The organism is Colwellia sp. MEBiC06753, assembly GCF_053470325.1.
Genome location: NZ_JBQMTM010000017.1, coordinates 57,706 through 81,542, shown reverse-complemented (window position 1 = coordinate 81,542; position 23,837 = coordinate 57,706). Strand labels below are relative to the sequence as shown.

22 protein-coding genes and 1 pseudogene are annotated in these 23,837 nt (G+C 39.8%); 9 read left to right on the top strand and 14 right to left on the bottom strand.

All coding sequences use genetic code 11. The annotated features are described in order from the left end of the window. Positions 1–99 precede the first annotated feature (99 nt). The 6 genes from ACOB82_RS13805 (at position 100) to ACOB82_RS13780 (ending at position 7,550) form a co-directional block, all read left to right on the top strand. Positions 100–1,863 carry a heparinase II/III domain-containing protein gene (locus ACOB82_RS13805; RefSeq protein ID WP_448213557.1) on the top strand — a complete coding sequence of 588 codons (1,764 nt, stop codon included), beginning with the start codon at positions 100–102 and terminating at the stop codon, positions 1,861–1,863. After that, complete coding sequence (locus tag ACOB82_RS13800) at positions 1,860–3,089, top strand: glycosyltransferase family 4 protein (RefSeq protein WP_448213556.1); 1,230 nt, start codon at positions 1,860–1,862, stop codon at positions 3,087–3,089. The genes ACOB82_RS13805 and ACOB82_RS13800 overlap by 4 nt, the downstream gene beginning before the upstream one ends. Continuing rightward, on the top strand, positions 3,082–3,678 hold the full coding sequence (locus tag ACOB82_RS13795) for a sugar transferase (protein WP_448213555.1): 597 nt from the start codon (positions 3,082–3,084) through the stop codon (positions 3,676–3,678). The genes ACOB82_RS13800 and ACOB82_RS13795 overlap by 8 nt, the downstream gene beginning before the upstream one ends. After that, positions 3,675–4,322, top strand: a complete 648-nt coding sequence (locus ACOB82_RS13790) for an acetyltransferase (RefSeq protein WP_448213554.1) — start codon at positions 3,675–3,677, stop codon at positions 4,320–4,322. Before ACOB82_RS13795 ends, ACOB82_RS13790 begins: the two co-directional genes overlap by 4 nt. Beyond that, positions 4,316–5,503, top strand: a complete 1,188-nt coding sequence (locus ACOB82_RS13785) for a DegT/DnrJ/EryC1/StrS family aminotransferase (RefSeq protein ID WP_448213553.1) — start codon at positions 4,316–4,318, stop codon at positions 5,501–5,503. The genes ACOB82_RS13790 and ACOB82_RS13785 overlap by 7 nt, the downstream gene beginning before the upstream one ends. 97 nt (positions 5,504–5,600) lie before the next feature. Next, positions 5,601–7,550, top strand: coding sequence for a polysaccharide biosynthesis protein (locus tag ACOB82_RS13780; protein WP_448213552.1), 1,950 nt, complete (start codon positions 5,601–5,603; stop codon positions 7,548–7,550). Positions 7,551–7,553: 3 nt separating this feature from the next. Here ACOB82_RS13780 and ACOB82_RS13775 read toward each other — a convergent pair whose 3' ends face one another. From ACOB82_RS13775 to ACOB82_RS13740, 8 genes and pseudogenes are all read right to left on the bottom strand, one after another. After that, complete coding sequence (locus ACOB82_RS13775) at positions 7,554–8,021, bottom strand: RNA methyltransferase (RefSeq protein ID WP_448213551.1); 468 nt, start codon at positions 8,019–8,021, stop codon at positions 7,554–7,556. After that, a complete protein-coding gene (locus ACOB82_RS13770) occupies positions 8,014–9,153 on the bottom strand; it encodes an MltA domain-containing protein (protein WP_448213550.1) in 1,140 nt (379 codons plus the stop codon). Before ACOB82_RS13770 ends, ACOB82_RS13775 begins: the two co-directional genes overlap by 8 nt. 117 nt (positions 9,154–9,270) lie before the next feature. Further along, positions 9,271–9,702: a hypothetical protein gene (locus ACOB82_RS13765; protein ID WP_448213549.1), complete on the bottom strand. Its 432-nt coding sequence runs from the start codon at positions 9,700–9,702 to the stop codon at positions 9,271–9,273. A 21-nt stretch (positions 9,703–9,723) separates the two neighbouring features. Continuing rightward, positions 9,724–10,179 carry a hypothetical protein gene (locus ACOB82_RS13760; RefSeq protein ID WP_448213548.1) on the bottom strand — a complete coding sequence of 152 codons (456 nt, stop codon included), beginning with the start codon at positions 10,177–10,179 and terminating at the stop codon, positions 9,724–9,726. 58 nt (positions 10,180–10,237) lie between these two features. After that, on the bottom strand, positions 10,238–11,092 hold the full coding sequence (locus ACOB82_RS13755) for a TIGR02285 family protein (protein ID WP_448213547.1): 855 nt from the start codon (positions 11,090–11,092) through the stop codon (positions 10,238–10,240). A 78-nt stretch (positions 11,093–11,170) separates the two neighbouring features. Further along, the gene (locus ACOB82_RS13750; RefSeq protein WP_448213546.1) at positions 11,171–11,881 is read right to left on the bottom strand and encodes a hypothetical protein; all 711 of its coding nucleotides are present in this window, start codon (positions 11,879–11,881) and stop codon (positions 11,171–11,173) included. Between the two features lie 101 nt (positions 11,882–11,982). Next, positions 11,983–13,809 (bottom strand): alkaline phosphatase, encoded by a 1,827-nt coding sequence (locus ACOB82_RS13745; RefSeq protein ID WP_448213545.1) that lies wholly within the window; start codon positions 13,807–13,809, stop codon positions 11,983–11,985. Between the two features lie 10 nt (positions 13,810–13,819). Next, positions 13,820–15,400 (bottom strand): annotated as a pseudogene (locus tag ACOB82_RS13740) (alkaline phosphatase). A gap of 280 nt (positions 15,401–15,680) precedes the next feature. Here ACOB82_RS13740 and ACOB82_RS13735 point away from each other — a divergent pair. Beyond that, positions 15,681–16,445 (top strand): peptidylprolyl isomerase, encoded by a 765-nt coding sequence (locus tag ACOB82_RS13735; RefSeq protein WP_448213544.1) that lies wholly within the window; start codon positions 15,681–15,683, stop codon positions 16,443–16,445. A 222-nt stretch (positions 16,446–16,667) separates the two neighbouring features. Here ACOB82_RS13735 and ACOB82_RS13730 read toward each other — a convergent pair whose 3' ends face one another. After that, positions 16,668–16,991, bottom strand: coding sequence for a hypothetical protein (locus ACOB82_RS13730; protein WP_448213543.1), 324 nt, complete (start codon positions 16,989–16,991; stop codon positions 16,668–16,670). 20 nt (positions 16,992–17,011) lie between these two features. Here ACOB82_RS13730 and ACOB82_RS13725 point away from each other — a divergent pair, with 20 nt between their 5' ends. Both ACOB82_RS13725 and ACOB82_RS13720 read left to right on the top strand, forming a co-directional pair. Next, the gene (locus ACOB82_RS13725) at positions 17,012–17,944 is read left to right on the top strand and encodes an ATP-dependent endonuclease (RefSeq protein WP_448213542.1); all 933 of its coding nucleotides are present in this window, start codon (positions 17,012–17,014) and stop codon (positions 17,942–17,944) included. Between the two features lie 2 nt (positions 17,945–17,946). Next, on the top strand, positions 17,947–19,431 hold the full coding sequence (locus ACOB82_RS13720; RefSeq protein WP_448213541.1) for a UvrD-helicase domain-containing protein: 1,485 nt from the start codon (positions 17,947–17,949) through the stop codon (positions 19,429–19,431). On the opposite strand, the gene ACOB82_RS13715 is transcribed toward ACOB82_RS13720, so the two are convergent. From ACOB82_RS13715 to ACOB82_RS13695, 5 genes are all read right to left on the bottom strand, one after another. Further along, positions 19,367–19,726 carry a transposase gene (locus ACOB82_RS13715; protein ID WP_448213540.1) on the bottom strand — a complete coding sequence of 120 codons (360 nt, stop codon included), beginning with the start codon at positions 19,724–19,726 and terminating at the stop codon, positions 19,367–19,369. The genes ACOB82_RS13720 and ACOB82_RS13715 overlap by 65 nt on opposite strands. 547 nt (positions 19,727–20,273) lie before the next feature. Next, positions 20,274–21,602, bottom strand: coding sequence for a hypothetical protein (locus ACOB82_RS13710; protein ID WP_448213539.1), 1,329 nt, complete (start codon positions 21,600–21,602; stop codon positions 20,274–20,276). Between the two features lie 101 nt (positions 21,603–21,703). After that, positions 21,704–22,354 (bottom strand): hypothetical protein, encoded by a 651-nt coding sequence (locus tag ACOB82_RS13705; RefSeq protein ID WP_448213538.1) that lies wholly within the window; start codon positions 22,352–22,354, stop codon positions 21,704–21,706. 14 nt (positions 22,355–22,368) lie between these two features. After that, complete coding sequence (locus tag ACOB82_RS13700) at positions 22,369–22,860, bottom strand: hypothetical protein (RefSeq protein ID WP_448213536.1); 492 nt, start codon at positions 22,858–22,860, stop codon at positions 22,369–22,371. Beyond that, entirely contained in the window at positions 22,857–23,837 is a 981-nt protein-coding gene (locus ACOB82_RS13695) for a hypothetical protein (RefSeq protein ID WP_448213535.1), read from the bottom strand. The genes ACOB82_RS13700 and ACOB82_RS13695 overlap by 4 nt, the downstream gene beginning before the upstream one ends.

Below are 23,837 nucleotides of genomic sequence, written 5' to 3'. Positions count from 1 at the left end.
GTATTAAGGCTAAAGACATTGAATAAGTTAAGGCTAAAGCTAAGCACCTATTTCGCACTCGGGTCATTAAACCTGCTTTCGGTATTATGCTATCGAATTATGATTAAGCTTGGCTACTTTAAACGCATTCAACCTTGTCGCCCTCCTCAAACCGAAAGAGTTGATTACTTTAGAAAAAATGCAACAACAAACAAGCTGACTAACTTATCAACCGTTCCTTTAAAAGCTTTTGGTTGGATTACAATAAACACTGTTAACATCCCCAACTGGTTTAAGGCAGTTAATAGTGAGCAGGTCATCACAAATAATGACATTCATTGGAGTGAGTTAAACGAATTTAACTTAACGATTGGTGATATAAAAACGGTTTGGGAGCTATCACGATTTGATTGGCTAATGGTGTTTAGTTGTAATTACCGAGCTACTGGCGATCCGATTTGGTTAAATAAAGCCAATGACTGGCTCAACGACTGGCAATTAAACAATCCAGCAAACACCGGCGTTAACTGGCGTTGCGGTCAAGAAGCTTCTATTCGAGTTATTCACCTAATTGCGGCACAATTTATTTTATCATCAGACTCAGCCAGTACCGGTTTACTGAACTTGGTTGAGCAGCATTTACAGCGAATATCGCCAACACGCTTTTATGCAATGGCACAAGATAATAACCACGGTACCAGTGAGGCATGTGCGCTATTTGTTGGCGCTAGCTTGTTATTATCTCAACCCAAATATTTAACACATCAACAGTTAACTCGAGCAAAGCGCTGGCAAAAGCAAGGGCGATTTTGGCTTGAGAACCGAGTTAAAAAGCTTATTAGCAATGATGGATCGTTTAGCCAATACTCGACAAATTATCACCGTTTAATGTTAGATACTTTATGTTTTGCCGAACAAGCTAGGCGTCAGTTTAACCTTACGAAATTTTCAGCAAAATTTTATCGAAACGCTCAACAAGCGGCGAGTTGGTTAGGTCAATTGACTGACAAAAGCACAGGTGATGTTGCCAATATAGGCGCGAATGACGGCGCCAGACTATTTCCCATTACCAACTGCGATTATCGAGATTATCGCCCGAGCGTGCAATGGGCATTTGGCTTATTCCATAACGCATTTTTGTATGACAAATCAGGTGAATATCAACAGCTAAGCATGCTGCTCAGCCCGCAAAATCAAGATCTTAAGCAATCTACTGCGATAGCAGCTTATCAAAAACACCGTTTAACTGAAGAAGTGCTGCAGCTCACCAGTCAGCAAGTACGTGTGAATTTACGCACACCGCAAGCCAAATTTAGACCTTCAAGCTGCGATGCACTTCACCTTGATTTATGGCTAGGCAGCGTAAATTTGCTGCGCGATGCCGGTAGCTATAGCTACAATTGCTTGCCGGAAAAGCAGCATTATTTTCCATCCACCGGGGCACACAATACCGCTCAATTTGATCATCAAGAGCAAATGCCTAAAATTTCACGTTTTCTATACGGGCAATGGATAAAAGCTCTAATACTAAAGCACAATGATTCTCAACTAATTTGCCGTTACCGCGACTACCAACATAATCAACACCAGCGCATAGTCACCTTAGCGGACACCCAGTTAATTGTTGAAGATACGTTAGCAGGCTTTAATTCAAACGTCGTGCTGACTTGGCGGCTGATACCTGCAAACTGGCTTTTATCAGGCAATTATTTACGCTCAGATTTAGCGACAATTCAGGTGCAATCAAGTCAAGGTGATTGTAAGATCGAATTAATCAATGAATCAGAGTCAAGGTATTACCTTCACGAATCTGCAATCCCTGTATTAACAATAACCAGTCAGGATGCATGCCAAATAACAACAAAAATTAATTGGGCAACATGAACATACTTTACTTTCATCAGCACTTTTCGACCCCAGACGGTTGCATCGGCATTCGATCTTATGAAATGGCACATGCCCTAGTTAACGCAGGACATCAGGTAACCATTGTTTGTGGTTCATATGATGGCGGCAATACCGGCTTGTCGATGCCGTTTATTCATGGCAAACGACAGGGTAATGTCAATGGTATTACAGTCATTGAGTTTGAATTAAGCTACGCCAACAAGCAAAGCTTTATCGAACGCAGCAAAGCGTTTTTGTCCTTTGCATGGCACAGTATCAAAGTGGTATTTACTGAAGAATATGATGTAGTTTTTGCAACAACCACGCCACTAACCGCAGCGATACCCGGCATTGTCGCCAAATGGTTTAGACAAAAAACCTTTATTTTTGAAGTGCGTGATCTGTGGCCAGAGTTACCTAAAGCGATGGGCGTGATTACTAACCCCCTCGTTATTTCAATGTTAAGTGCCTTAGAGTGGTTAGCGTATAAGAGTGCTGATCGTCATATTGCCTTATCACCAGGCATTAAACAGGGAATTGAACGTCACCTTAGCGCAACTTATCTAGAAAAGCATCAAGTAGCGCTTATTCCCAATGGCTGTGATTTTGCTATTTTCGACCAACAAGCGAAGTGGCAACCAGACGATATTAATGACAATGAATTTATCGCTGTGTTTACTGGCACTCATGGCATGGCGAATGATTTAGCACAAGTGTTAAATGTCGCGGCATTATTAAAAGAGCGCCAAAGAAACGAGATTAAATTAGTGTTAATCGGACAAGGTAAGCTCAAAAATCAACTAATTGATCGCGCTAAAGATGAGCAACTAACAAATGTTGTTTTTCTTGAGCCGGTTGATAAATACACTTTGGCTAAATTAATGAGGCGTGCAGACGTTGGTTTACAAGTACTAGCCAATATTCCAGCATTTTACTTTGGTACCTCGCCAAATAAATTTTTTGACTATTTAAGCGCAGGCCTGCCCGTTATTAATAATTATCCAGGTTGGGTGGCAAACCTTATCACCGAGCATCAATGTGGCATTGCAGTGCCGCCAGACAACGCCGCAGCTTTTGCTGATGCCTTAATCACATTATCCGGCGACCCACAGCGTTGCCAACAAATGGCACAACAGAGCTTGAAGCTAGCAAAAGAGCAATTTTCTCGAACATCTTTAGCACAACAATTTGTCACTTTTGTCACAGGTCAATCCCATGATTAAACGCCTTTTTGATTTAACTACCGCGCTATGTTTAATCATGGTTTTATTGCCGATATTTTTAATCACGGCACTGTTAGTAAGCATAAACCTTGGTAGCCCAGTAATTTTCACGCAACCAAGACCTGGCCTGCACGGCAAAGTGTTTAATATGTTGAAATTTCGCACCATGACCAGTGAAACAGATAGTCATGGTCACCTACTACCCGACGAACAACGACTAACCAAGTTTGGCAAGTTTTTACGCTCTTCGAGCTTAGATGAATTACTAGGCCTGTGGAATGTAGTACTAGGTCATATGAGCTTAGTGGGCCCCAGACCACTGTTAGTGGAGTATTTACCTTTGTATTCCGAACAGCAACGCCAGCGCCATAATGTAAAGCCTGGTATTACCGGTTGGGCACAAGTTAACGGGCGTAATGCCTTATCTTGGCAGCAAAAATTTGAACTAGATGTTTGGTATGTTCAACATCAAAGCTTTTGGCTAGACCTCAAAATACTCATTCTTACCTTAGGAAAAGTGCTTAAGCGCAGCGATATTTCAGCACAAGGGCAAGCAACCATGGCAAAATTTACAGGAAATGATTCATGAAAAAATTAGTGATTATTGGTGGTGGTGGCTTTGCCAAGGAAGTTATCTGGCTTGCAAACGATTGTGGCTACCAAGTAGTTGGTTTACTTGATGATAATGAAAGTATGCATGGTCAATCAGCATTAGGCGTTAACGTCTTAGGCAGTATCCGTGATTGGCAAAAATACGGCGACTGTGAGTTTATTTTGGCCATTGGTTCGCCACGAATTCGCCACTTGGTTTATCGTAAAATGATCAGCACTGGTAAGCCTGTCTTTGCTACACTAATTCATCCTAGTGTGATTATGTCTGGTCATGTTAGTGTGGATAAAGGCAGTATTATTTGCGCAGGCTGTATTTTAACGGTTGAGATCACGATAGGTCAGCATAGCATCTTGAATTTAAGTAATACGGTTGGCCACGAAACAAGTATTGGTAACTTTGTAACAATTGCACCAATGGCAGCTATCTCTGGCAACGTGGTTCTGGCAGATTTTTCCGAAGTTGGTACAGGAGCCAGTATTCGACAAGGGTTAACCATTGCCCAAGGTGGCATGTTAGGGATGGGCGGCGTTCAAACCAAAGACATTCCAGAAAATACCATTTTTGCCGGTAATCCAGCAAAACCCTTAAAATCTTTACCAGCGATAACGCCATTATGTTAAATACTCCGTTTTCACCATGGCCAGCATTTACTCAAGAAGAAGCTGACGCCGTTAGCCAAGTACTACTTTCCAACCAAGTCAACTACTGGACAGGGCAAGAAGGCCGAAATTTTGAACGTGAATTTGCTGAATTTAGCCACTGCCAATACGCGATAGCGGTTGCTAATGGCACCTTAGCATTAGATTTGGCGCTAAAAGCCTTAGATATTGGCGAAGGTGATGAAGTGATTGTTACGCCACGCACTTTTATCGCTTCAATTAGTTGTGTGATTAATGCCGGTGCTACGCCAGTATTCGCTGATGTTGATCTAGTCAGCCAAAATATAACTGCCGACACCATAAGCCAGGTTTTATCTCCAAAAACCAAAGCCATTATTTGCGTGCATTTGGCTGGTTGGCCTTGTGATATGGATCCGATATTAGCGCTGGCAAAAGCTCATAACCTTAAAGTTATTGAAGACTGTGCACAAGCTCACGGTGCTCAGTACAAAGGTAGATCTGTTGGTAGTATTGGTGATGTTGGCTGTTGGTCATTCTGCCAAGATAAAATTATGACTACTGGCGGTGAGGGTGGCATGTTAACCACCAATCACGAAGCGTTGTGGCGCAAGGCATGGGCTTATAAAGATCATGGTAAGTCATATGCTGCTGTTTATGAAACTGAACATCCACCAGGCTTTCGTTGGTTACATGAATCATTCGGCACCAATTGGCGATTAACTGAAATGCAATCGGCAATTGGTCGTATTCAATTGACCCGAATGACTAAATGGCGTGACGCTCGAAATGCCTATGCTAAGCAAATTTTAGATGAGTGCGCCAAACACACTTGGCTCAGGGTTTCTTTGCCTGAAAGTGAGCTATATCACGGCTACTATAAATGCTACGTTCAAATTATTCCTGAGCAATTGCCTAAGCCATGGACTCGAGATCAAATTATTGATGCCATTGTCGCGCAAGGTGTGCCGTGTTATTCGGGGAGTTGCTCTGAGGTCTATAACGAAAAAGCATTTAAAGATACCTGTTTTAAGCCTAGCAACCCACTACCCAATGCCCACGAATTAGGGCAAACCAGTTTAATGTTTTTAGTACACCCGACATTAAGCCAAAATGAAATAGACAAAACCTGCAACGCTATCGCAAACGTTAGTAAAAAGTTAATGATGATTGAAAATATGTAAATATTTGTGTGACTTTTCAACAAAATGCTGTAAAAATGACTAAATAAGGAAACACCCCTTAAACGGACGTATAACAATAATAATAAGGTGTTATTCTGTGATCAGACGTATTGATCTTATTTCGAGCAAAATTAAATTTTTAGTCGCATTAAGTTTTGATCTAACCGCACTATGCTTTGCATTTTTTCTTTCTTATTTACTGCGCTTAGGTGGTGATTGGCACGTACTAACGGGTGCTGAGTTTTTAGTATTTTTCTTGACTGCGGGTTATACACTCAGCTGCTTTTACTTACTGGGCATTTACTCATCCATTGTTCGTTATTTTAATGCTAAAGCATCAATTAGAATAATTGTTATTCTTATATCTGCTGCTTGCCTGTGTTACCTATTATCGCAAGTGCTTGGCGCATTTGTTCCGCGCTCTATTCCGTTTTCATTTTTAGTACTTTCTTCCCTATTAATTGCTGGAGCTCGGGCTTTAGTGGGTTTAAGTAACGGCAAAAGCTGGTTTGAAGAGCGCGAGCCTATTGTTATTTATGGTGCTGGCAGTACTGGTCGACAACTTATTAACGCGCTGGGTAGCGGGAAAAAGTACCAAATTTTGGGGGTTGTCGATGATAAAACCCAGTATCAAGGCAGAATGCTATTCGATGTCAAAGTTTACAATATGGATAAACTTGAAAAGTTAATTGAACGCTATGGTCAATTTAAAGTATTAATTGCGCTATCAGATGCCAAGCCTGCCAGAATGAAGCAAGTTGTCGATCAGTTTGAGCCATACGCTTTAGAATTACTGACAGTACCACCACTTATCGACATTATTTCTGGCAAACACGCCATAGATGAACTTAGGGAAGTCTCGGTAGATGACTTGTTAGGTCGAGAACCGGTAGCGCCAATTCCAGAATTACTCAGTGCCAACATAAATGAAAAAGTTGTTTTAGTAACTGGCGCTGGTGGCTCTATCGGCAAAGAACTTTGTCGACAAATAGTTAACTTAAGCCCGTCAAAGCTGGTGTTATTAGATGTGAGTGAAGCGTTTTTGTATGAAATTCATCAAGAACTGCTTGAGCTACTTACCGAGCATAATCTCAGCATTGATTTAGTGCCTATGATTGGCAATGTCCAAAACGGCATGTTGATGACTCGAATTTTTAACCAACATCAAGTACAAACCATCTACCATGCCGCGGCTTATAAGCACGTGCCTATGGTGGAAAATAACATTATTGCCGGCATCACTAACAATGTTTTGGGCACATACGAAATCGCCCAAGCTGCAGTTTTTTGTGAGGTAGAAACCTTTGTCCTGATTTCTACTGATAAGGCCGTGCGCCCAACCAATGTGATGGGGGCAACAAAACGCTTAGCCGAACTCGTGCTACAAGGGTTAGCACAACGCGATCATGCGACGCGCTTTGTTATGGTGCGCTTTGGCAATGTACTTGGTTCATCAGGCTCAGTGGTGCCACTATTTAAAAAGCAGATAAAAAAAGGCGGCCCCATTACCGTTACTCATCCAGATATCATTCGTTACTTTATGACCATACCGGAAGCCGCTCAGCTTGTGCTGCAAGCGGGCTCGATGGGCAAAGGCGGTGATGTTTTTGTCTTAGATATGGGTAAGCCAGTAAAAATTGTCGATTTAGCAATCAAAATGACTCACTTAATGGGGCTAACGATTAAAAACATTGATAACCCTGATGGCGATATTGAAATTCAATACAGTGGCTTGCGCCCTGGTGAAAAACTTTATGAAGAGTTGTTAATTGATGATCATGCTCAGCCAACAGCTCACCAGCGCATTTTAACTGCCAATGAGCAAGCGCTTTGTTGGGCCGACGTTATGAGTCTATTAAATCGATTAACCGATGCGATGGCCGATGAAAACATTAGCGAGATCAGACAATTATTGATTGATGCCCCGTTAGGTTATCAGCCTGAAGGCCAAAATGATAACGCCACACAACAACCTAAAGACATTAAGCCAGTTTCCCAGACTACACCTGTCGAGCCAGAGCTTGTACCTTTATACGCTTTGGGCTGACGGTTATTTTTGAGCAAAAGCAATTCGATCGTACATCACAATGCTGCCTGCAACTGAAACATTTAAACTATAGTCACCCGGTAATTGAATAAGCTGATGACACTGGTCAATTACCGCTTGTGGCAAGCCTGACTGTTCATTACCCAGTAAATAGACACAACGGTGAGGATGATTAAATGTCGCAAGTGCTTGAGATTTTTCATCTAACTCTACACCAATTAACCGAGTATCATAGGGTAAATGTTTAATTAGCTCTTCGACACTACCATAGTGATATAAAGGGATTTTCTGCCAAGCATTCACCACATCTGTAGATTGCTTTTTATATTTTTTATCGACAGTAAAAATAAATGCGGCTCCTAAAATATAGGCTGAACGCCACAAGGTGCCGATATTCACTTCGTCAACATTGTTTAAAATACCAATACCGAAAAAGCCATTTTGTTCATAGGTTTGCTTTAATCTAGCCATTATCTTTCTTTAATAAAATCCATGCTTGTGCATAATCTGGTAAGTGCTTATTGGCTTGATGATAATCATCCCAACCTCTATACGAACCTGCTAATAGGTCTAATTGAAATAAATTGTCATCAAATGCGCCACCTTCATCGGCCAAAATGGCTAATCGGGCCTGAGCATTGGCTTGATTCGGATAATTAAATAACACTAACTTTCCTAAACCTAACTGCTTAACATTACCGGCTAAGCTCACTTGCGGTGAAATGGCGACTTTATCCTGAATCTTTTTGCCGTAACCCAAAATACTCGGCACTTCCGCAAAGTACCAATACCTCGGCTGTTCACGTTTGCCAATGCTGTAGTCATAGGCAATACCGTTATTACGATGAACATTAAAAAAACGAATTTTACCGTCAACTTCTAAGACACCTGTGCCTTGCAATAACACATCATGCAGTGCCTCTTCCGAGACCCAAACTAAAGGTTTTGCCAAATTATTTTTCAATAACGCGCCATCAATAATTTGCTGTCGGGTAAATTTAAATCGAGTGAGCTGAGCTTTACCTTGCTCGGCCTGTTCTTGCGTTAAACCAGCTTCATCGTAAGGTAATTGATATAACGCTTGCGAGTAATGTTCAGTTTTAACCGCACTGCCATCGAGTAATTTGGCGTAGTATTTGGTTAAAAATAATTGATCGTTTGGAATTGCCCTTAGCATACGCTGCTTTACCGCATTGGTACTTGCTGATGCGATTTCATTTGCTTTTGCTGTGTCTGGTAACCAGCGAATTAACTGAAAATGTTGCTTGATAAACGCAGCATCGTGCAAGCGGCTATTGCGCTTTGCACGCACATCTTCTCGATAAACCTGACATATAAATGCCAAGGTTTGCTCAACCTTTTCAAGGGTAATGCCATGACCAATCACAGCCCCTGCATGTACCGCTTTATCGTCATCTGGAAAATTGGTGAGATAGGTTTTGGTGTTATCAGCAACTTTACACAGCTCACTGCCCTTAAAACCGGTAAGCGTGCCAAACGTTGGCGCGTTATCTTTGATAAATGTTGCATTAGCAAATACTACAGAGGAAAGTGCTAACAATGGAACGAGTAATAACGAGCGAGCAATAAAACGAGACTTCAACGAATAACACCATCAAATAAAATGCAATAGCTACATATTATCAAGAATTCCCTTAGCGGTAACCGCCAATTTTCCATCTAAGCCGCAAGCACTCATCTCTGAAAGAAAACCAAAGCGCTAGGAGCCAGATGGAGCAAGCTCGACATACTGATGATAATGCTGTTTAAATTTTTCGGTAATTTGCTCAGGTCTAAGCCAAGAAGTGAGCGACGAAAAATACCAAGGCTGCCGTTTAATTTGAGTTAGCGCATGGTTGATGTCTTGAATCAACTGCTGGCTTTCAGCATTTTTAGTACAGCCAACTCGAGAAACAATAAACTCGTCGATTCCGTCAATTGGCAGCATTACGTAATCATCAATTTTATTCAGCAAGTTCAGGTTGTAATTAGCAACGCTGGGAAAGGTGAGCATAAAATCAACTCGGTCTTTTATCAGCATTTGAAACAACAAGGTTATTGAATTGGTGGAATGGCTAACTACCGAGTCTTGATGACGGGCTAAAATAGCATCGACCTCTTTAGTATAAGAGCGATGTTTAATGGCTGTCATAATTAACCGGTGCTTTGAAAATCAGGTTTCTAAGTCAACGCTATTAGCCAAACCTAACTTATTCGCTAGCGACTTTTTCATTAACACTTGCACGTTATAGTGCATTACTAAAATATCGGAGAATTCGATATAGGAACTTCGCTCTGGGGTTGGAATAAGCGCAGGAAAGCATACTTGTTGACCATGTTTCATATCATAAAACATGCGACTGACGGTAGCTTCAAGTGTGTGATGTTTATATTGAGGAAGTTGCTCAATAATATGCTGCCTAACGCGCTGAACAAAGCCACTGCCCTTCTCATCGCCGTGCGTGAAATTCGCTGGTGGTTGATGATAGCTGTACCAAATGATTTCTTGTTTGGCAAACGCATTAAGCGAAATAAATACCAACAAAAATAAGCTTAAAAACTGCAAAGCATACCACCAACTACATACCGTATTGATCACTATACTGACTTGAGTATTATCGAGCAACATACTTTATATTCGCCAAAGTCATGCTGAATATATTGGCAATACATTAAGTTAACAAAGGCTATTCAACGTTAGGTAACTGGGCAATATAGCGATTGTAATGTTGCCGATAGTCATCAGTAATTTGTGAAGGTTTAAGCCAAGAAGTCATGGCACTAAAATACCAGGATGACTTTTTAATTTCTGCCAGAGCAAGATTAATATTAGCTATTAGCTGCTCACTTTTTTCACTCTTACTACAGCCAACGGGTGAGACAATAAATTTGTCAATGCCCTTAATCGCCAACAATACATAATCATCAGTTATACCAAGTTGCGCTAAGTTAAAATTGGCAACACTTGGGTACGTTAAAATAATGTCTACGCGTCCGCGCTCAAGCATCTGATATAACTGAGTTATGGAGTTTGTCGAGTAATCAAGCATTTTGTCACTGTGATTTGCCAGTACTTTATCAATCACTGTGGTATAAGAGCGACTTTCGACACGCGCCATTACTAAGCCATGCTGACTAAATAATTGTTCGATATCCACTTCATCGTGCAAATTGAGCGCTTGCGCTTGTTCTGCCTTCATCAAAACATGCACTTTATAATGCATTACCGCAAGATCAGAGAAATCAATGTAGTTTTCACGTTCCTTGGTTCGAATAAGCGCTGGATAGCACACTTGCTTACCTTGCTTCTTATCGTAGATCATGCGGCTAACATTAGCTTCTTGGCTCAGATGGTTATATTGCGGTAACTGAGTGATTATTTGGCTGCGTACCCGCTGAAGAAAGCCTGTGCCCTTATATTCGCCATGCTCAAAAGACGCCGGTGGTTGATCATAGCTGTACCAAATGATTTCGTCTTTTGCGAAAGCATTTATTGAAATCATAACTAAAAATAACACGCCAATTAACTGCAAAGCTGACAACCACCAACACGCCTTACCGTTAACTATACTGTTTGAATAATCATCAGGCAATATGCTTTACATTTGCCTGTTTAACTTTTAGTGGTGATGACCTACTTCAGGCAGCGAAAAGCCTTGTTTGATCATTTTATTCAACACGGGATTTTGTTCATTATCGCCAATATCAGCAAAATCAGTTAATCGCACGTCATCCCAGTGACTAAAGCGCTGATTTAACGTCTTTTGATCAAAAGCTAATTGCGTTAATGCCAAGGTTGAACTCATTGTTTTCTGCTGATCGGTGATTGAAAACTGCTGAGGTAAAGTTAATTCAGGTAACCAAGTTAAGCGCACAACTTGATGATCTGTCGTTAATTCATATACTTCTGTGCGCTGACAGCCTTGACCAGATGTTGACACTTTTTTCATTTGTTTAAATAGCTGAGTTGGCACTAATTGCCACGGTTTATCTTGAGTTTGTGACAACTGTAAATCCGTCGGCTGGTACTCAATACCTTGATGATAGTGCTCAAAAATACGGGTTAACTGCACTTGTTGGTTTTGGTTTTGGTTTTGGTTTTGGTACCAAATATCAATAACTTGGTTCGCAGTATCAACATGAGCAAGTCGTTGTCCCAACTTTAGGCGCTCAAAACTAGAGGAAGTAATTGCGCTATGCTGCTGTTCAAGCGCATTTGTATGCTTACTTAATTCAAAGCGAGCAATATAGCCGCTATCACAACCTGTAATTTCTGTTAACGGGTTAGCTAAAGTGCTGAAAGCGTTAAAGCCAGCTAATGCTATAGCCATTAAAGTATTTAATAATTTCATGGATAATTTTATGGGTAAATTAATTGGTAATTCCGAATTAAAAAACGGCGTAATGCTAACTAGAACATTACGCCGACTGTTTATGGGTTTACAACCTTATCAGCCAAACCAACAAGGTTAGCGGCGTGATTCATCACATGAAACACTAAGCTTTGTTCTTGCGTGCCTGTCACTAAATGTGCACCAGGGCCTTGGGCGTAAATACCGACATCTTCACCAGCATGGGTTTCAGACTCTAGCGGGATCACGGCTTCTTGGTGATAACCTGGCGCCTGTGTATCAACATCTGATAAATCTTGGCAGCCAGTAACAATTGGCTGTAGATAGCCCATATCCGCATCAGTTTCATTACCTAAGTCCATAAAGCCACGGCCATTGGTATAGCTAACTGTAGTATAAGGCATACCATCAGCTGCTAGTGAAGGTTGCTCACTACCGACGCCAACCACTTTACCTAAAATTGGGTTACCGCGTTTAGGGTAGCCCGCAATAGTAAATACATGGCTATGATCGGCTGTAACAATAATTAAGGTCTCTTGAGGATCTGTCGCTTTTACTGCCGCTTCAATAGCATTGGCAAATTCAACTGCATCATTTAATGCGTTATAGGCATTGCCGGCATGATGGCCATGATCGATTCGACCAGATTCAACGGTTAAGAAAAATCCTTGGTCATTGTTGTCTAAGACATCAATGGCTTTAGTGGTCATATCGGTAAGTGAAGGCTCACCTAAAATATCATTGCTGCGATCTGCTTCATATTGCATGTGTGACTCATTAAACAAGCCGAATACACGCTCAGTTGTTGCAGGGTTAATCGCTTCAAAACCAGCTTGGTCAATAATATAACTACCCGCTGGATACTGAGCTTTCCATTCAGCAGTTAAATCACGACCATCAGTACGGTCACCTTCAACACTGCTAACTGCATCAGCGGTATTAAATGCTGCATCTTTTGGTAAGAAGTGACGACGGCCACCACCAAATACAACTTCGATACCGTCTACGTCAATACCATTGAAACGTTGTTCCAAATTAGCTTCAAAGTTAACTAATTGCGATGCGATATCTTCACAACCTGCAGTTTCCGCTTCCGCTGGCATATCTGAAACATCTTCCCAGTTACGATCTGCCGATTTTGCATAGGTTGCCGCGGGCGTTGCATGAGTAATACGGGCAGTTGAAATAATTCCCGTTGATTTACCTGCAATTTCAGCAAGCTCTAACGCCGTCACTAATTCCTGACCGGCAACTGTGCTGCAATCGCCTCGGCTAACACCTTCAGCTACGCCAATCACGCCAACATCTGTTTTAACACCTGACATCATTGCCGTCATTGTGCCAGCAGAATCTGGGGTTTGTGCATCAACATTATAGGTTTTAACAAAACCTGAAAACGGAAACTTATCAAAGCTTAACTGATGTTCTTCACCCGTTTTACCTTGTTGCTGACCCGCTAAAATACGCGCAGCCGTAACCGTTGAAATACCCATGCCATCACCAACAAATAAGATGACATTCTTTGCTTTACCTTTGGCATTTTCGATGGCCTCAGCACGGCTTTTCGCCAAGGTGATTTTTCGTTGACCATCGCTATACCAAGCGCTATTTACCGTGGCACTTGCTTGTGATGAATCAATTGCCGTTACCGTTGGACTACAAACATATTCAGTCGCATCGACTTCTTCTGGATCAAGGCTATTTGAGCCGTTATCATCTAAGCCAGAAGCAATCTCAACACCACCATTTAAACAATGCTCACTGCCCACAGCTAATGGCGTTTGTTTCACTAAACTTGATAAGCCGTTGTTACCATTACTGCCATTTGCACCATTTTTACCATCATCTCCGTCACAACCCGCTAATGCGACTAATACTGACAAAGATAAAATCTTTAACGTTTTCATGCCTATACTCCTAGTCGTTTAACAAGTTTAATGATTGGTTGATTAAGTGAAATACTACATTTTGCTCAACAACACCTTGCGCTAGCTGCGCGCCAGGTCCTTTGGCATGTAATGATATATCTTCACCAGCATGGCTTTCTGAGCCAAGTGGAACTGTTGCTTCCTGGTGATAGCCCGGTGTGGTAGTATCAACCGCTGTTAGATCTTGTCGACCCGCATTTGGCGTGAATTCATAGATCACATCGGCATCGGTTTCAGTGCCTAAATCAGCAAAACCAAAGCCGTTAGCATAACCAAGGGTGGTATATGGTTTGCCATCAGCAGCTACCGCAGGTTCAGTTGCCCCTACCGACACTACTTTACCTAGAATTGGATTACCGCGTTTAGGATAGCCAGCAATGGTAAACACATGGCTGTGATCAGCAGTGACCAAAATTAAGGTTTCTTCTGGGTCAGTCGCATCAACGGCTGCCTGCACTGCATTTGAGAATTCAATAGCATCAGATAATGCGTTATAAGCATTACCGGCATGGTGACCATGATCGATGCGCCCAGACTCAACCACTAACAAGTAGCCTTTATCGTTATTCGATAAGATATCAACGGCTTTGCTAGTCATTTCAGAAAGCGAAGGTTCACCTGCGATGTCGTTGCCGCGATCCGCTTCATACTGCATGTGAGATTCATTAAACAGCGCTAACACTTTCGACGTAGTCGTAGGGTCTATTGCGTCAAACCCTGCTTGATCCGTCACGTAACGGCCTTAGCTATACATGGCTTGCCATTCAGCAGTTAGATCGCGTTCATCAGTACGATCACCTTCGACTGAACTTACTGCGTCATTACTGTTATAGGCTGCATCTTTTGGTAAGAAATGACGACGACCACCGCCCATCGCTACGTCAATACCGTCAATATCAACACCCAGAAAACGTTGCTCAACATTTTTTTCAAAATTAATCAGTTGTGAGGCGATATCTTCACAGCCACCAGCTACCGCAGTTTCTGGCATATCAGACACATCTTCCCAGTTACGATCAGCAGCTTTAGCATACGCTGCCGCTGGCGTTGCATGGGTAATACGTGCCGTTGAAACAACACCTGTAGACAAGCCACGAATTTCAGCAAGCTCTACCGCAGTAATAAGTTCATTACCTTTTACCGTAGAACAGTCACCACGAGCGACATTTTCTGAAACACCAATAACACCAACATCGGTTTTTACGCCAGACATCATTGCCGTCATTGTGCCGGCTGAATCTGGTGTTTGCGCATCAACATTATAGGTTTTTACTTGCGCTGAATAAGGAAATTTCTCAAATGAAAGATAGCCTTCTTCTCCGGTTTTACCCGCACGTTGGCCGGCTAAAATACGAGCTGCAGTTAACGTTGATACGCCCATGCCGTCGCCAACAAATAAAATGACATTTTTCGCTTTGGTTTTAGTTTTTTGTTGTAGCTTACTGCTAATGTTTTGCTCAGCGTTTTCATACCAAGGGCTCGACTGTTGAACCGAAGGTATAACACCAGCATAAGTATTCGTTGCTAACAAAGATGCTATCAACGAACGAAGAATCCATCGAGAATTCATATCTCGTTCCTCTATATTAGTTAATTTTGGTTAGGTAAATTGGTTTTACTAGCTGTAATAAGTAGCGAAATGAGGGTATGTGACCAAAGTGACAATTGGGTTTAAACAAAATGACTAAACGATGAAGCCTTAGTGACACTTGTCTTTTGTATGTAATTAAAATGTAAACGAAAAAGCTATAACCAGAAACGACCTGACCGTTTACAAAAAGTTACTAGTGATTAACAGCAAAGCACATTATTATGCGGGGCTTTAAATTTTCTGAATGAATTAACGTATTATGAAATTACCAAAATTACTAAGCATCATACTAAGTGGTGCTGCACTTTGGGCTAGCAGCAGCCAAGCAACTATTGTTGAATTTGTTACGTCACAAGGCAATGTTCGAGTGAACTTGCACGATAGCACTACCCCTAAAACCGTTGAAAACTTCCTGAATTATGTCAATGAAGGAGCCTATCAAGATACGGTAATTCACCGCGCTGAAAAAAACTTTGTTATTCAAGGTGGCGGCTTTAAATATGACTATGGCTTTAGTCACATTGCCGTTGAAACAAATGACCCGGTTGTTAACGAGCCAAAACTTTCAAATGTAAAAGGCACTATCGCCATGGCAAAAGTGGCGGGCGATCAAAACAGCGCTACTAATCAATGGTTCTTCAATATGACCGATAACAGCGCCAACCTTGACCTACAAAATGGAGGCTTCACTGTTTTTGGACAAGTTGTAGCCGAAGATATGCCTGTACTAGCAGCAATGGAAGAGTTAACTCACTGTGTTAACAGCTATGGCCGCACACCAATGGTCAACTTTACTGGCGAGCAATGTAGCAACGGCGACATTCCAGGCTACGAAAATTTTGTTGTGATTTACAGTATCAATATTGTTGATAGCAACCAAGTTACTGACAGTGACTTAACTAAAACGCCAAACACCTTAATTAATGAGCCAATTGAAAAAGAAAAATCATCGAGCGGTGGTGGTAGCACCTACTGGTTAACTTTCCTTGCCTTAGCAGGATTATTACGCCGAAAATTCGCTTAATGCTTTCTATTACTAATTAAGCTTGTAGCATCAAATAAAAAATAGGCGGAAATCCGCCTATTTTTTATTTAGCACCAGTTTGGATTTGGGCAACTATACTGAAGGAATTTTATTCCACATTAAACAAGCAATTATAAACAATAACCGAATCTCGTAAATTCAGTTCAAAACCATAGGCTCTCAAAAATTAATTTTTGAAAAACAACTTAAAAAAAGTTCTAGCTACACTTCTATTGTTGGAATCAATGAGACTTGAGAGCTTAGATGTTGTGCTCTCGATACAATATTGTCTTTCAATTGGCCTATGTATATTTGTTCTTCTACTGAAAAGTCATTGATCTTAACTAGGTCTTGAATAAAGGATTCTGCTGTTAAAGTGGACAGCACTTTTTTTGTTAAATTAGAAAGTAATCTTGCCAGTAATTTTTTATCTATTGCACAAGTTTCTGCAAAGTCAGCTAACTGATAAGCATTGATATGATTTGGATCAAATTCATCTCCCATTGCCATAGCTAACACTATCAACGCACTCAACACATATTTCATCAGTAGCAAAGATTTCCGAGATGAACATACTTGGGCTAAATGAAAATCACGTTGATGTTTTTCAACCTTCAAATAATCTAAATCCAACAGAGTGCAGCCGAATAGAAAGATACTTGAACGCTACGCGTTCAACACTTCTTTTTGCTAAAGGGGTAATTTTAGTAGAAGGCGAAGCAGAGCTTATATTGATTCCTGCTTTAGTTAAAAAAGTCCTTGGTGTATCACTGGATGAGCTTGGGATTAGCTTAATTAGCATGGATAGTGCTTTTTTTGAGCACATTTCAAACTTATTTCATCCGGATAGAATACGAAAACATTGCGCAATTATTACTGACTTAGATACATCCATCGAACCCCTTCCTGATGATGAGGCTGATGACAGCAAGTATCAAAAGTCATGTCGGAACTCTCAAAAATCGGGGGTGCTTAGAAAGGCCAAGCTAGACGAACATACTAGGGATAATGAGTTTATTAACGCGTTTTACGCCAACCATACTTTTGAAGTAGACTTTGTTGGTGCTGACAATTCAATTGAACTCAAAGAAGTGCTCCCCTCAATTTATCAACAGAAAGCCAGTATAGCTAAGTCAATAGGCTTGCTTGAAAATGGTGCAGTTAAAGTCTATGGAAAAGAAATACTGCGTCTCGCCGACAAGGTTGGTAAAGGATGGTTGTCTTTACTGACTTCTGAAAAGGTAACTTCTCAAACTTACATTCCCAACTACATACTAGATGCAATTGCATTTTCATGTGGATACAAGCTTGCGCCTCAAATCCTTTATAAAATGTGTTGCTACAGACTTTGTAACCCTATGCCAATAATGGAAGATAAAGATAAACCAATACAATTTTTTACCGACAACCACGAGGATATTAACGCCTGTATTAAAGAGTTTGAAAAACAATGTCCAGACGATGACTTATCTTATCTGATTGGACTGCTGGATAGATAAATATGAAACTAAGCGTTGAACAGCACGCCGCTGTATACTGCAACGGAAATGCATATGTTACAGCCTGTCCAGGAAGTGGAAAAACTAGAGCGCTTACAGCCCGTATTGCAAAAGGCGTTGCAGAGTTAAAGCATAAAAACAATAAAGTTCTTGCAGTAACTTTCACAAACAGAGCTGCCGATGAAATAAAAACAAGACTAGAAGAAAATTACACTATTGAAAGTGGCTGCGTTTGGGCAGGGACAATTCATTCATTTGCGCTTGAGTGGATAATAAAGCCTTACGCCTCATACTCTGCAACACTTAATTCTGGTTACTCTATTGCGGATGAATTTGAAACAAGACGAATTCTTAACAAATTAAAAGCTGATAAAGGTTTGAGAATTTTTGATGACGTAAATACAACCTTTAATAGGCAGGGCGTGGTTGAAAATCGTAATGCCCGAGCAAAAGAAGTAGAGCAGGAATACCGTAAGATACTGTCTTTAAGAAAGAAAATCGATTTTGATCAGTCACTCTATTTTGCATTTCAGTTAATGGAAATGCTGCCTGAAATTGCCCAGACTTTAAGCAATATATTTACTCATATATGCGTTGATGAAGTTCAAGATACACAAGATCTACAGTATGCAATTTTATCCAAGATATTTAACGAGTCATTTATAAAGCCTTCTTTGTTTATTGTAGGCGACGAGAATCAAGCAATTTATGGTGGAATTGGAGGGAAATCTCTTTCCTTAGCAGAATTAAACGCAGAATTTGTGGGTGGTAATATCAAACACTTTACGTTTAGCGACAATTACCGATCTACGCAAAGGCTGGTTGACTACTTTTCTGTTTTTAGAAGTGTTCAAGGAGGGCTATCAAAAGCAGAGCATAAAAATGAACGAGGGGCTATAAGCTTTTTCAATCAATCAGTAGACAAAGACCATTTAGCCGAAGCTATATCAGAGTTAATTCAAATAGAACTCAATAATGGCACAAATGAAAATGATATATGTGTTATTGCACCCCAGTGGGCGCCGATAAGGTCAATGACAAAGAAGCTCATAACTTTACTACCACAAGTGAAGTTTGACGCTCCGGCTTTGTCACCATTTCACGGCCAACAAGACAATTTTTGGTTGATAGTTTCCAAACTGGTATTAACAGAACCATCAGGAAGGTTACTAAGTGCCCGCGTTAGATGGGCCAATGAACTGTTAAATAATCTAATAGAAAATCATCATCATACCCGTGATTTAACTGCTAAAAAACTGCTCAAAGCTATTAACTCTTTTCACAGTAATACTGTTGTGGGCACAGAATACCTTAAAGAATGTTTTGAGTTTATCTTGGACGAGTTAAACATAGATTTAACGCATGATTTGTTGCTCAAAGAACAGTTTGACTTGTTCTTTGAGAAAGCTACTTCTGTTCTGGTCAACTCCAGCAGGACACTTTTCTTAAAGAATTTTCATACTCAACTGGTGACTGATCGTTATTAGCTGAGTGCAGCCTTTCCAGATTGTAATATTTCATATATTCAGTAACATCATTTTTCATGTGTTCGCGAGTTGGCTGAGCCACTTTTAACAACCAATCATGTTTCAAGCTGCCAAAGAACCTTTCAACAACAGCGTTATCCCAACAAGCCCCCACATCACCCATGCTTGCTCGCATACCAAACTGCTTTAATAGATTGCGATATCGCTTACTCGTATACTGAGACCCTCTATCAGAATGAAATACCATACCGTTACATGTCTTCGTTTGCCATATAGCTGATATCTGATAATCCAACTGGCTTTACCCGGTGATTTAACATCAAGATATAGGCTTGGATAGAAATTTTCAAAAGTTGCTTTACCGAGTTTTACGAGTTCTTGAACTCGGTTCTTTTTGTCCAGTATTGACATAGGTCACCTCTATTTTTTAAAAATGTGGTGAGTAAATGAAGAGGTATGCATCAAAGTGAAACCGAAAAAGTCACCACTTTAGTCACCACATAGCCTTCAATTTGGACTATTTTTTATAAACTTTCTTAAATATTTGGAAGGAAAAGCCTAAAAAAACACATTAAATCGTTATTTTAGGCTTAAATTATATTAGAAAACTTGTTATTCGATGTTTTGGATCTTAACAACAAATAAAATAACAATAAATATTAATATCAAAATGTTAGGTTGACTTTTGATATTGATTTTTATTTTATGTCACCATTCATGTCACCACTTCTTCCACATTGAATGAATTAGTATTCTAATCACTCTACTCATAAATATTAGTTATACATACATTTTTCTGTATGCACTTAAGATAATATACTTTAGCATTTAACTATGGAGTACTAAGCTCTATTTATCGCTTCCAATAACTTATTAGCAAACTCAGGATTTTTACCTTTTTTTATCATGTTTTCAGATACCTTCTTCTTTTTATTTTCAACCAAATTCTGAGATTCATCTGGCTCAGGCTCAGTTAAAGGAATGTTTGGTATGCGACCTAATAACTTGTTTTCTAAATAAACTTTATATGTTCCAAACCATTTATTTACAGAATGTTTAGATTCAATACTTATATTTGTAGACTTCGATGATATCAAGGTTTGAAAATTTTTATTATGCGAATTTCGCTCAACTAAACCACAAAACAATCTTTCAGATACATAGCCCTTTAATAGCCAATAATCATCACTAATCGTGGTGTCAATTACTATATCCCTTAATTTAAGTCTACACCCTTTGCCATCAACCACGTTCTTCGAAGTCAGATGGCTAACGACATTTTGTGAAACACCTTTTTTAGGTAAAACTTCCTTTATAAAGCTGTACGTATCTGAATTAACTATATACAGCATTATTAAATTTTTTTTGGTTTTATAATAATAAAAAGCAAGCTTACTATGATCTGTTCCTAGTGCTTGAAAACTTTCAAAACTAGATTCGACAACATGTCTTTGTCCTTTATTTTCAAGAGATATTTTCCAACTAGATTTAAGTTTTATCAATTCTACTGCTTTAGTTTTCTTTAGTTTTTTGAAAGGGATAGATCTATTAGATGCAATGAATGAGTTTTTGATATTTTTCAAATCTTTTTTGTTAATTTGAACAATAGCTGAAGCTGTCACTTCAAAAAATGATATACCATTATGTATCTGCACCTTAAATGAACTAGAAGATACCTGTTTGGATTGCATTAAAAGCTGTTCAATATCTTCCGCGGCTATTTTATATTTTCTTAATATAGACTTCTCAATTTCAAATCTTAACGTTAATTGCTTATTGTGAGCTTGAACTCGAATAGATGTACCACTTTCTAAATCCACTTTTTTATCAAAAAAAAGTGGATTCCACCCGGCCTGCCTCCAGCTAGTTGCCTTAACAGCCTTTATTGAGCTCTTTTCATTAACAGCTACACATGGATGAATCGGCCAAGGCGGCCCCAAGCTATCAAAAAAAACACGTGCACCATTAGGGTGGCTATAAAAAAAGACCTTTTCACCACAAATAGGGCAATAAGCATTTGGGGTAGTAAATCCAGCCTCTGTTTTATAGATATTTGGTGCCAGCTTAATATTTGGAATTCTAAAGGATCTCGATTTAGATTGTGATGAAGCTGCAGCATTAGGTATAAAAACTTTTCTGCCATCACTTAATGTTCTCCAACCTCCTCCCATACTAAAAACCTTCTCTTTTAAACGAGAGTTGCAACAACAATGGCAAGGCAAAATACCAAATACCAAGACACTTATTTCTTGTGCAAAAGTTCATTCTGAAGTTACTCCTTTACCATAGGATAATTCGCACTTCCCCAAAGCACTTGAGGATTATCCATCATGATATCTACAATTATTGGAACGAGCTTACTTAGGAATGCTACGCCATCTCTAATTTGCGAACGGTTTGCTGAACTTTGCCAAGTTGCACCACCGTGTATAAGTTGGTTTCTCAACGTGTATAAGCGTTGAAGGATAATGGCTACTAAGAGATCTGTACGCTTACAAGATAGAGCATTGTTGGCTGCGACTTTTGCCTTAGCAAATCGCTCTTTCCACTCGTGTTCTGTTAACTTACCATTATGGTAATCCCAAAACGGTTGATAAACATATTGGTTGTCGAGCAATACTCGCACACTTGACGAAAACTCAGCCCATATTAGGTTATAGAGTTTGTTAGATTCATCTAGTTCGACAAGTTTAGCTATGAAAAGAGAGAAAGCTTCTGACTCAGTATGCCTTAATAATTCGGTGTCTTGTGCGTATGCAGCATTAAATGCAATCCAGAGGAATATGAATTGACTGTCTTGGTCATCGTTACATTGCTCTGACTTCTCTAGCCAGCTGAGAGCACGATGTACTCTCAGCCCTAAGTTGTCAGAAAACTCACTTCTTATTTCACGTTGTTTGCTTTTAAGTGATGAAAAATCCATTTTAATTCCTAGAGTTAGTCTTTAATCCCTTCTTTTTTACGCCGTTCATCAATTTCGTGCTCAATACGCTCTTTTTGAAGTTCCATCAAAGCACTGGGTAGTCTATAAGACAAAAAACACGATATTGAGGCGAAAAAAAGATATACGTACTCCAAATATACCTGTGTTATTGGGTACTTGTTTTTCACCACAATTGAAACAAATATTAAGAACAGAGTTGTTAAATACCCCTTAAATAGCCACTTATGGCGGTTCAAACGGTTATAAGTTAAATCACTACCTAAACGCGCAAGTTGCCAGCTTCCTGCTGGCAACGACTTTGGATCACCAACCAAAGTAATAACGGCCACTAAAAATCCAGCTAATATTGAAAACACGGTAACGATGACATTTATCGCATCTTGGTTCCCGTGAATCAGTGGTTGACCAAAGTAAGCCACTAAAACGCTTATGACTATAACAATCAAAGCATATAAAAGCTTACCCTTGTCGATCTCAGTATTCATTGGCTAAATACACCTTCAGAGTCAAGTCTATCGTGATATTCTTTCAGTATATTCCATGCATCTACCTTGCTTATCGATTTACCTAAAGTTTTAACTTTGTATGTGTCGGAGACTCTTATTTCTTCAGCTGTGATTTTATTTCCAGAGAATGTTTCAATTATAAATCCAGCTTCGCTATCTTCATCATATTCAGCGATGATTCCTTCAGCGGTTTTTTCTAACCGACTTCTACCTGAAACGCCAAACTCAGGATCTTTAGAATGTCTCATGGCTTCCCTTCCATCAAACTTAAGAGTTAACCTAACATTCAAATTTTCTTTTTCTTTGATTTCCTTTAAGTCTTTATCCTTACGAAAAAGCGAAACGAATTGGTCTGCTATAGCTTTTTTCCAATTAGATACTTTTGGCGACTGTCGATCTATTTGTATCAAACTAGCCTCATAAAGCGATGCATCAAGATCAATCTCTTTTACTCCCTCATCCTTAATCATTTTAAGTTTACTTGCTTTGGCAACCTTATCTAATTCGAAGGTTTTGGCTATATCCTTAAGATCGACTGCTTTTAAAACATGCCAAAAGTAATGTTCAGCCACTTTTTCTCGAACGCCAGAAGGACATAGGATGACATGATTGTCTTTAATATATACAAATACATCGCCATCTAAATAGTCTTTCCCAGTTGGTGCATTTTGCGCTTCAACATTTGAGGACTTTGCATTTTTGTCATTCTCAATAATAGACGTTGACTCGCCAGGAACGAAAGAAGCTATTTGCAGGAAAAGTCCATTATCAACTTTAAAATCAGCACCTCTAATTTCTGAACCAGAAATTGAACTAAAAGTTCGCTTTCCTACCGTGCTCAACTGAGCATGTGCTTTTTCCATTAAGTCTTGAAGTGTAGCAGTACCTTGTTCATGCCATTTGGCTCTTCGATAGTAGAACTTTTTATTCCTATGCTCTGGTGTTTTATTGCTCAC

Bases quoted from the DNA above. Each gene is read 5' to 3' on its own strand.
- ACOB82_RS13775 (WP_448213551.1), bottom strand. From the start codon at position 8,021: ATGGCTAGATTAAAGCAAACCTATGAACAAAATGGCTTTTTCGGTATT.
- ACOB82_RS13730 (WP_448213543.1), bottom strand. From the start codon at position 16,991: ATGAAATATGTGTTGAGTGCGTTGATAGTGTTAGCTATGGCAATGGGA.
- ACOB82_RS13750 (WP_448213546.1), bottom strand. From the start codon at position 11,881: ATGGCTATAGCATTAGCTGGCTTTAACGCTTTCAGCACTTTAGCTAAC.
- ACOB82_RS13745 (WP_448213545.1), bottom strand. From the start codon at position 13,809: ATGAAAACGTTAAAGATTTTATCTTTGTCAGTATTAGTCGCATTAGCG.
- ACOB82_RS13760 (WP_448213548.1), bottom strand. From the start codon at position 10,179: ATGTTGCTCGATAATACTCAAGTCAGTATAGTGATCAATACGGTATGT.
- ACOB82_RS13720 (WP_448213541.1), top strand. From the start codon at position 17,947: ATGAAACTAAGCGTTGAACAGCACGCCGCTGTATACTGCAACGGAAAT.
- ACOB82_RS13785 (WP_448213553.1), top strand. From the start codon at position 4,316: ATGTTAAATACTCCGTTTTCACCATGGCCAGCATTTACTCAAGAAGAA.
- ACOB82_RS13805 (WP_448213557.1), top strand. From the start codon at position 100: ATGATTAAGCTTGGCTACTTTAAACGCATTCAACCTTGTCGCCCTCCT.
- ACOB82_RS13705 (WP_448213538.1), bottom strand. From the start codon at position 22,354: ATGGATTTTTCATCACTTAAAAGCAAACAACGTGAAATAAGAAGTGAG.
- ACOB82_RS13800 (WP_448213556.1), top strand. From the start codon at position 1,860: ATGAACATACTTTACTTTCATCAGCACTTTTCGACCCCAGACGGTTGC.
- ACOB82_RS13735 (WP_448213544.1), top strand. From the start codon at position 15,681: ATGAAATTACCAAAATTACTAAGCATCATACTAAGTGGTGCTGCACTT.
- ACOB82_RS13710 (WP_448213539.1), bottom strand. From the start codon at position 21,602: ATGGGAGGAGGTTGGAGAACATTAAGTGATGGCAGAAAAGTTTTTATA.
- ACOB82_RS13765 (WP_448213549.1), bottom strand. From the start codon at position 9,702: ATGACAGCCATTAAACATCGCTCTTATACTAAAGAGGTCGATGCTATT.
- ACOB82_RS13700 (WP_448213536.1), bottom strand. From the start codon at position 22,860: ATGAATACTGAGATCGACAAGGGTAAGCTTTTATATGCTTTGATTGTT.
- ACOB82_RS13790 (WP_448213554.1), top strand. From the start codon at position 3,675: ATGAAAAAATTAGTGATTATTGGTGGTGGTGGCTTTGCCAAGGAAGTT.
- ACOB82_RS13795 (WP_448213555.1), top strand. From the start codon at position 3,082: ATGATTAAACGCCTTTTTGATTTAACTACCGCGCTATGTTTAATCATG.
- ACOB82_RS13725 (WP_448213542.1), top strand. From the start codon at position 17,012: ATGAACATACTTGGGCTAAATGAAAATCACGTTGATGTTTTTCAACCT.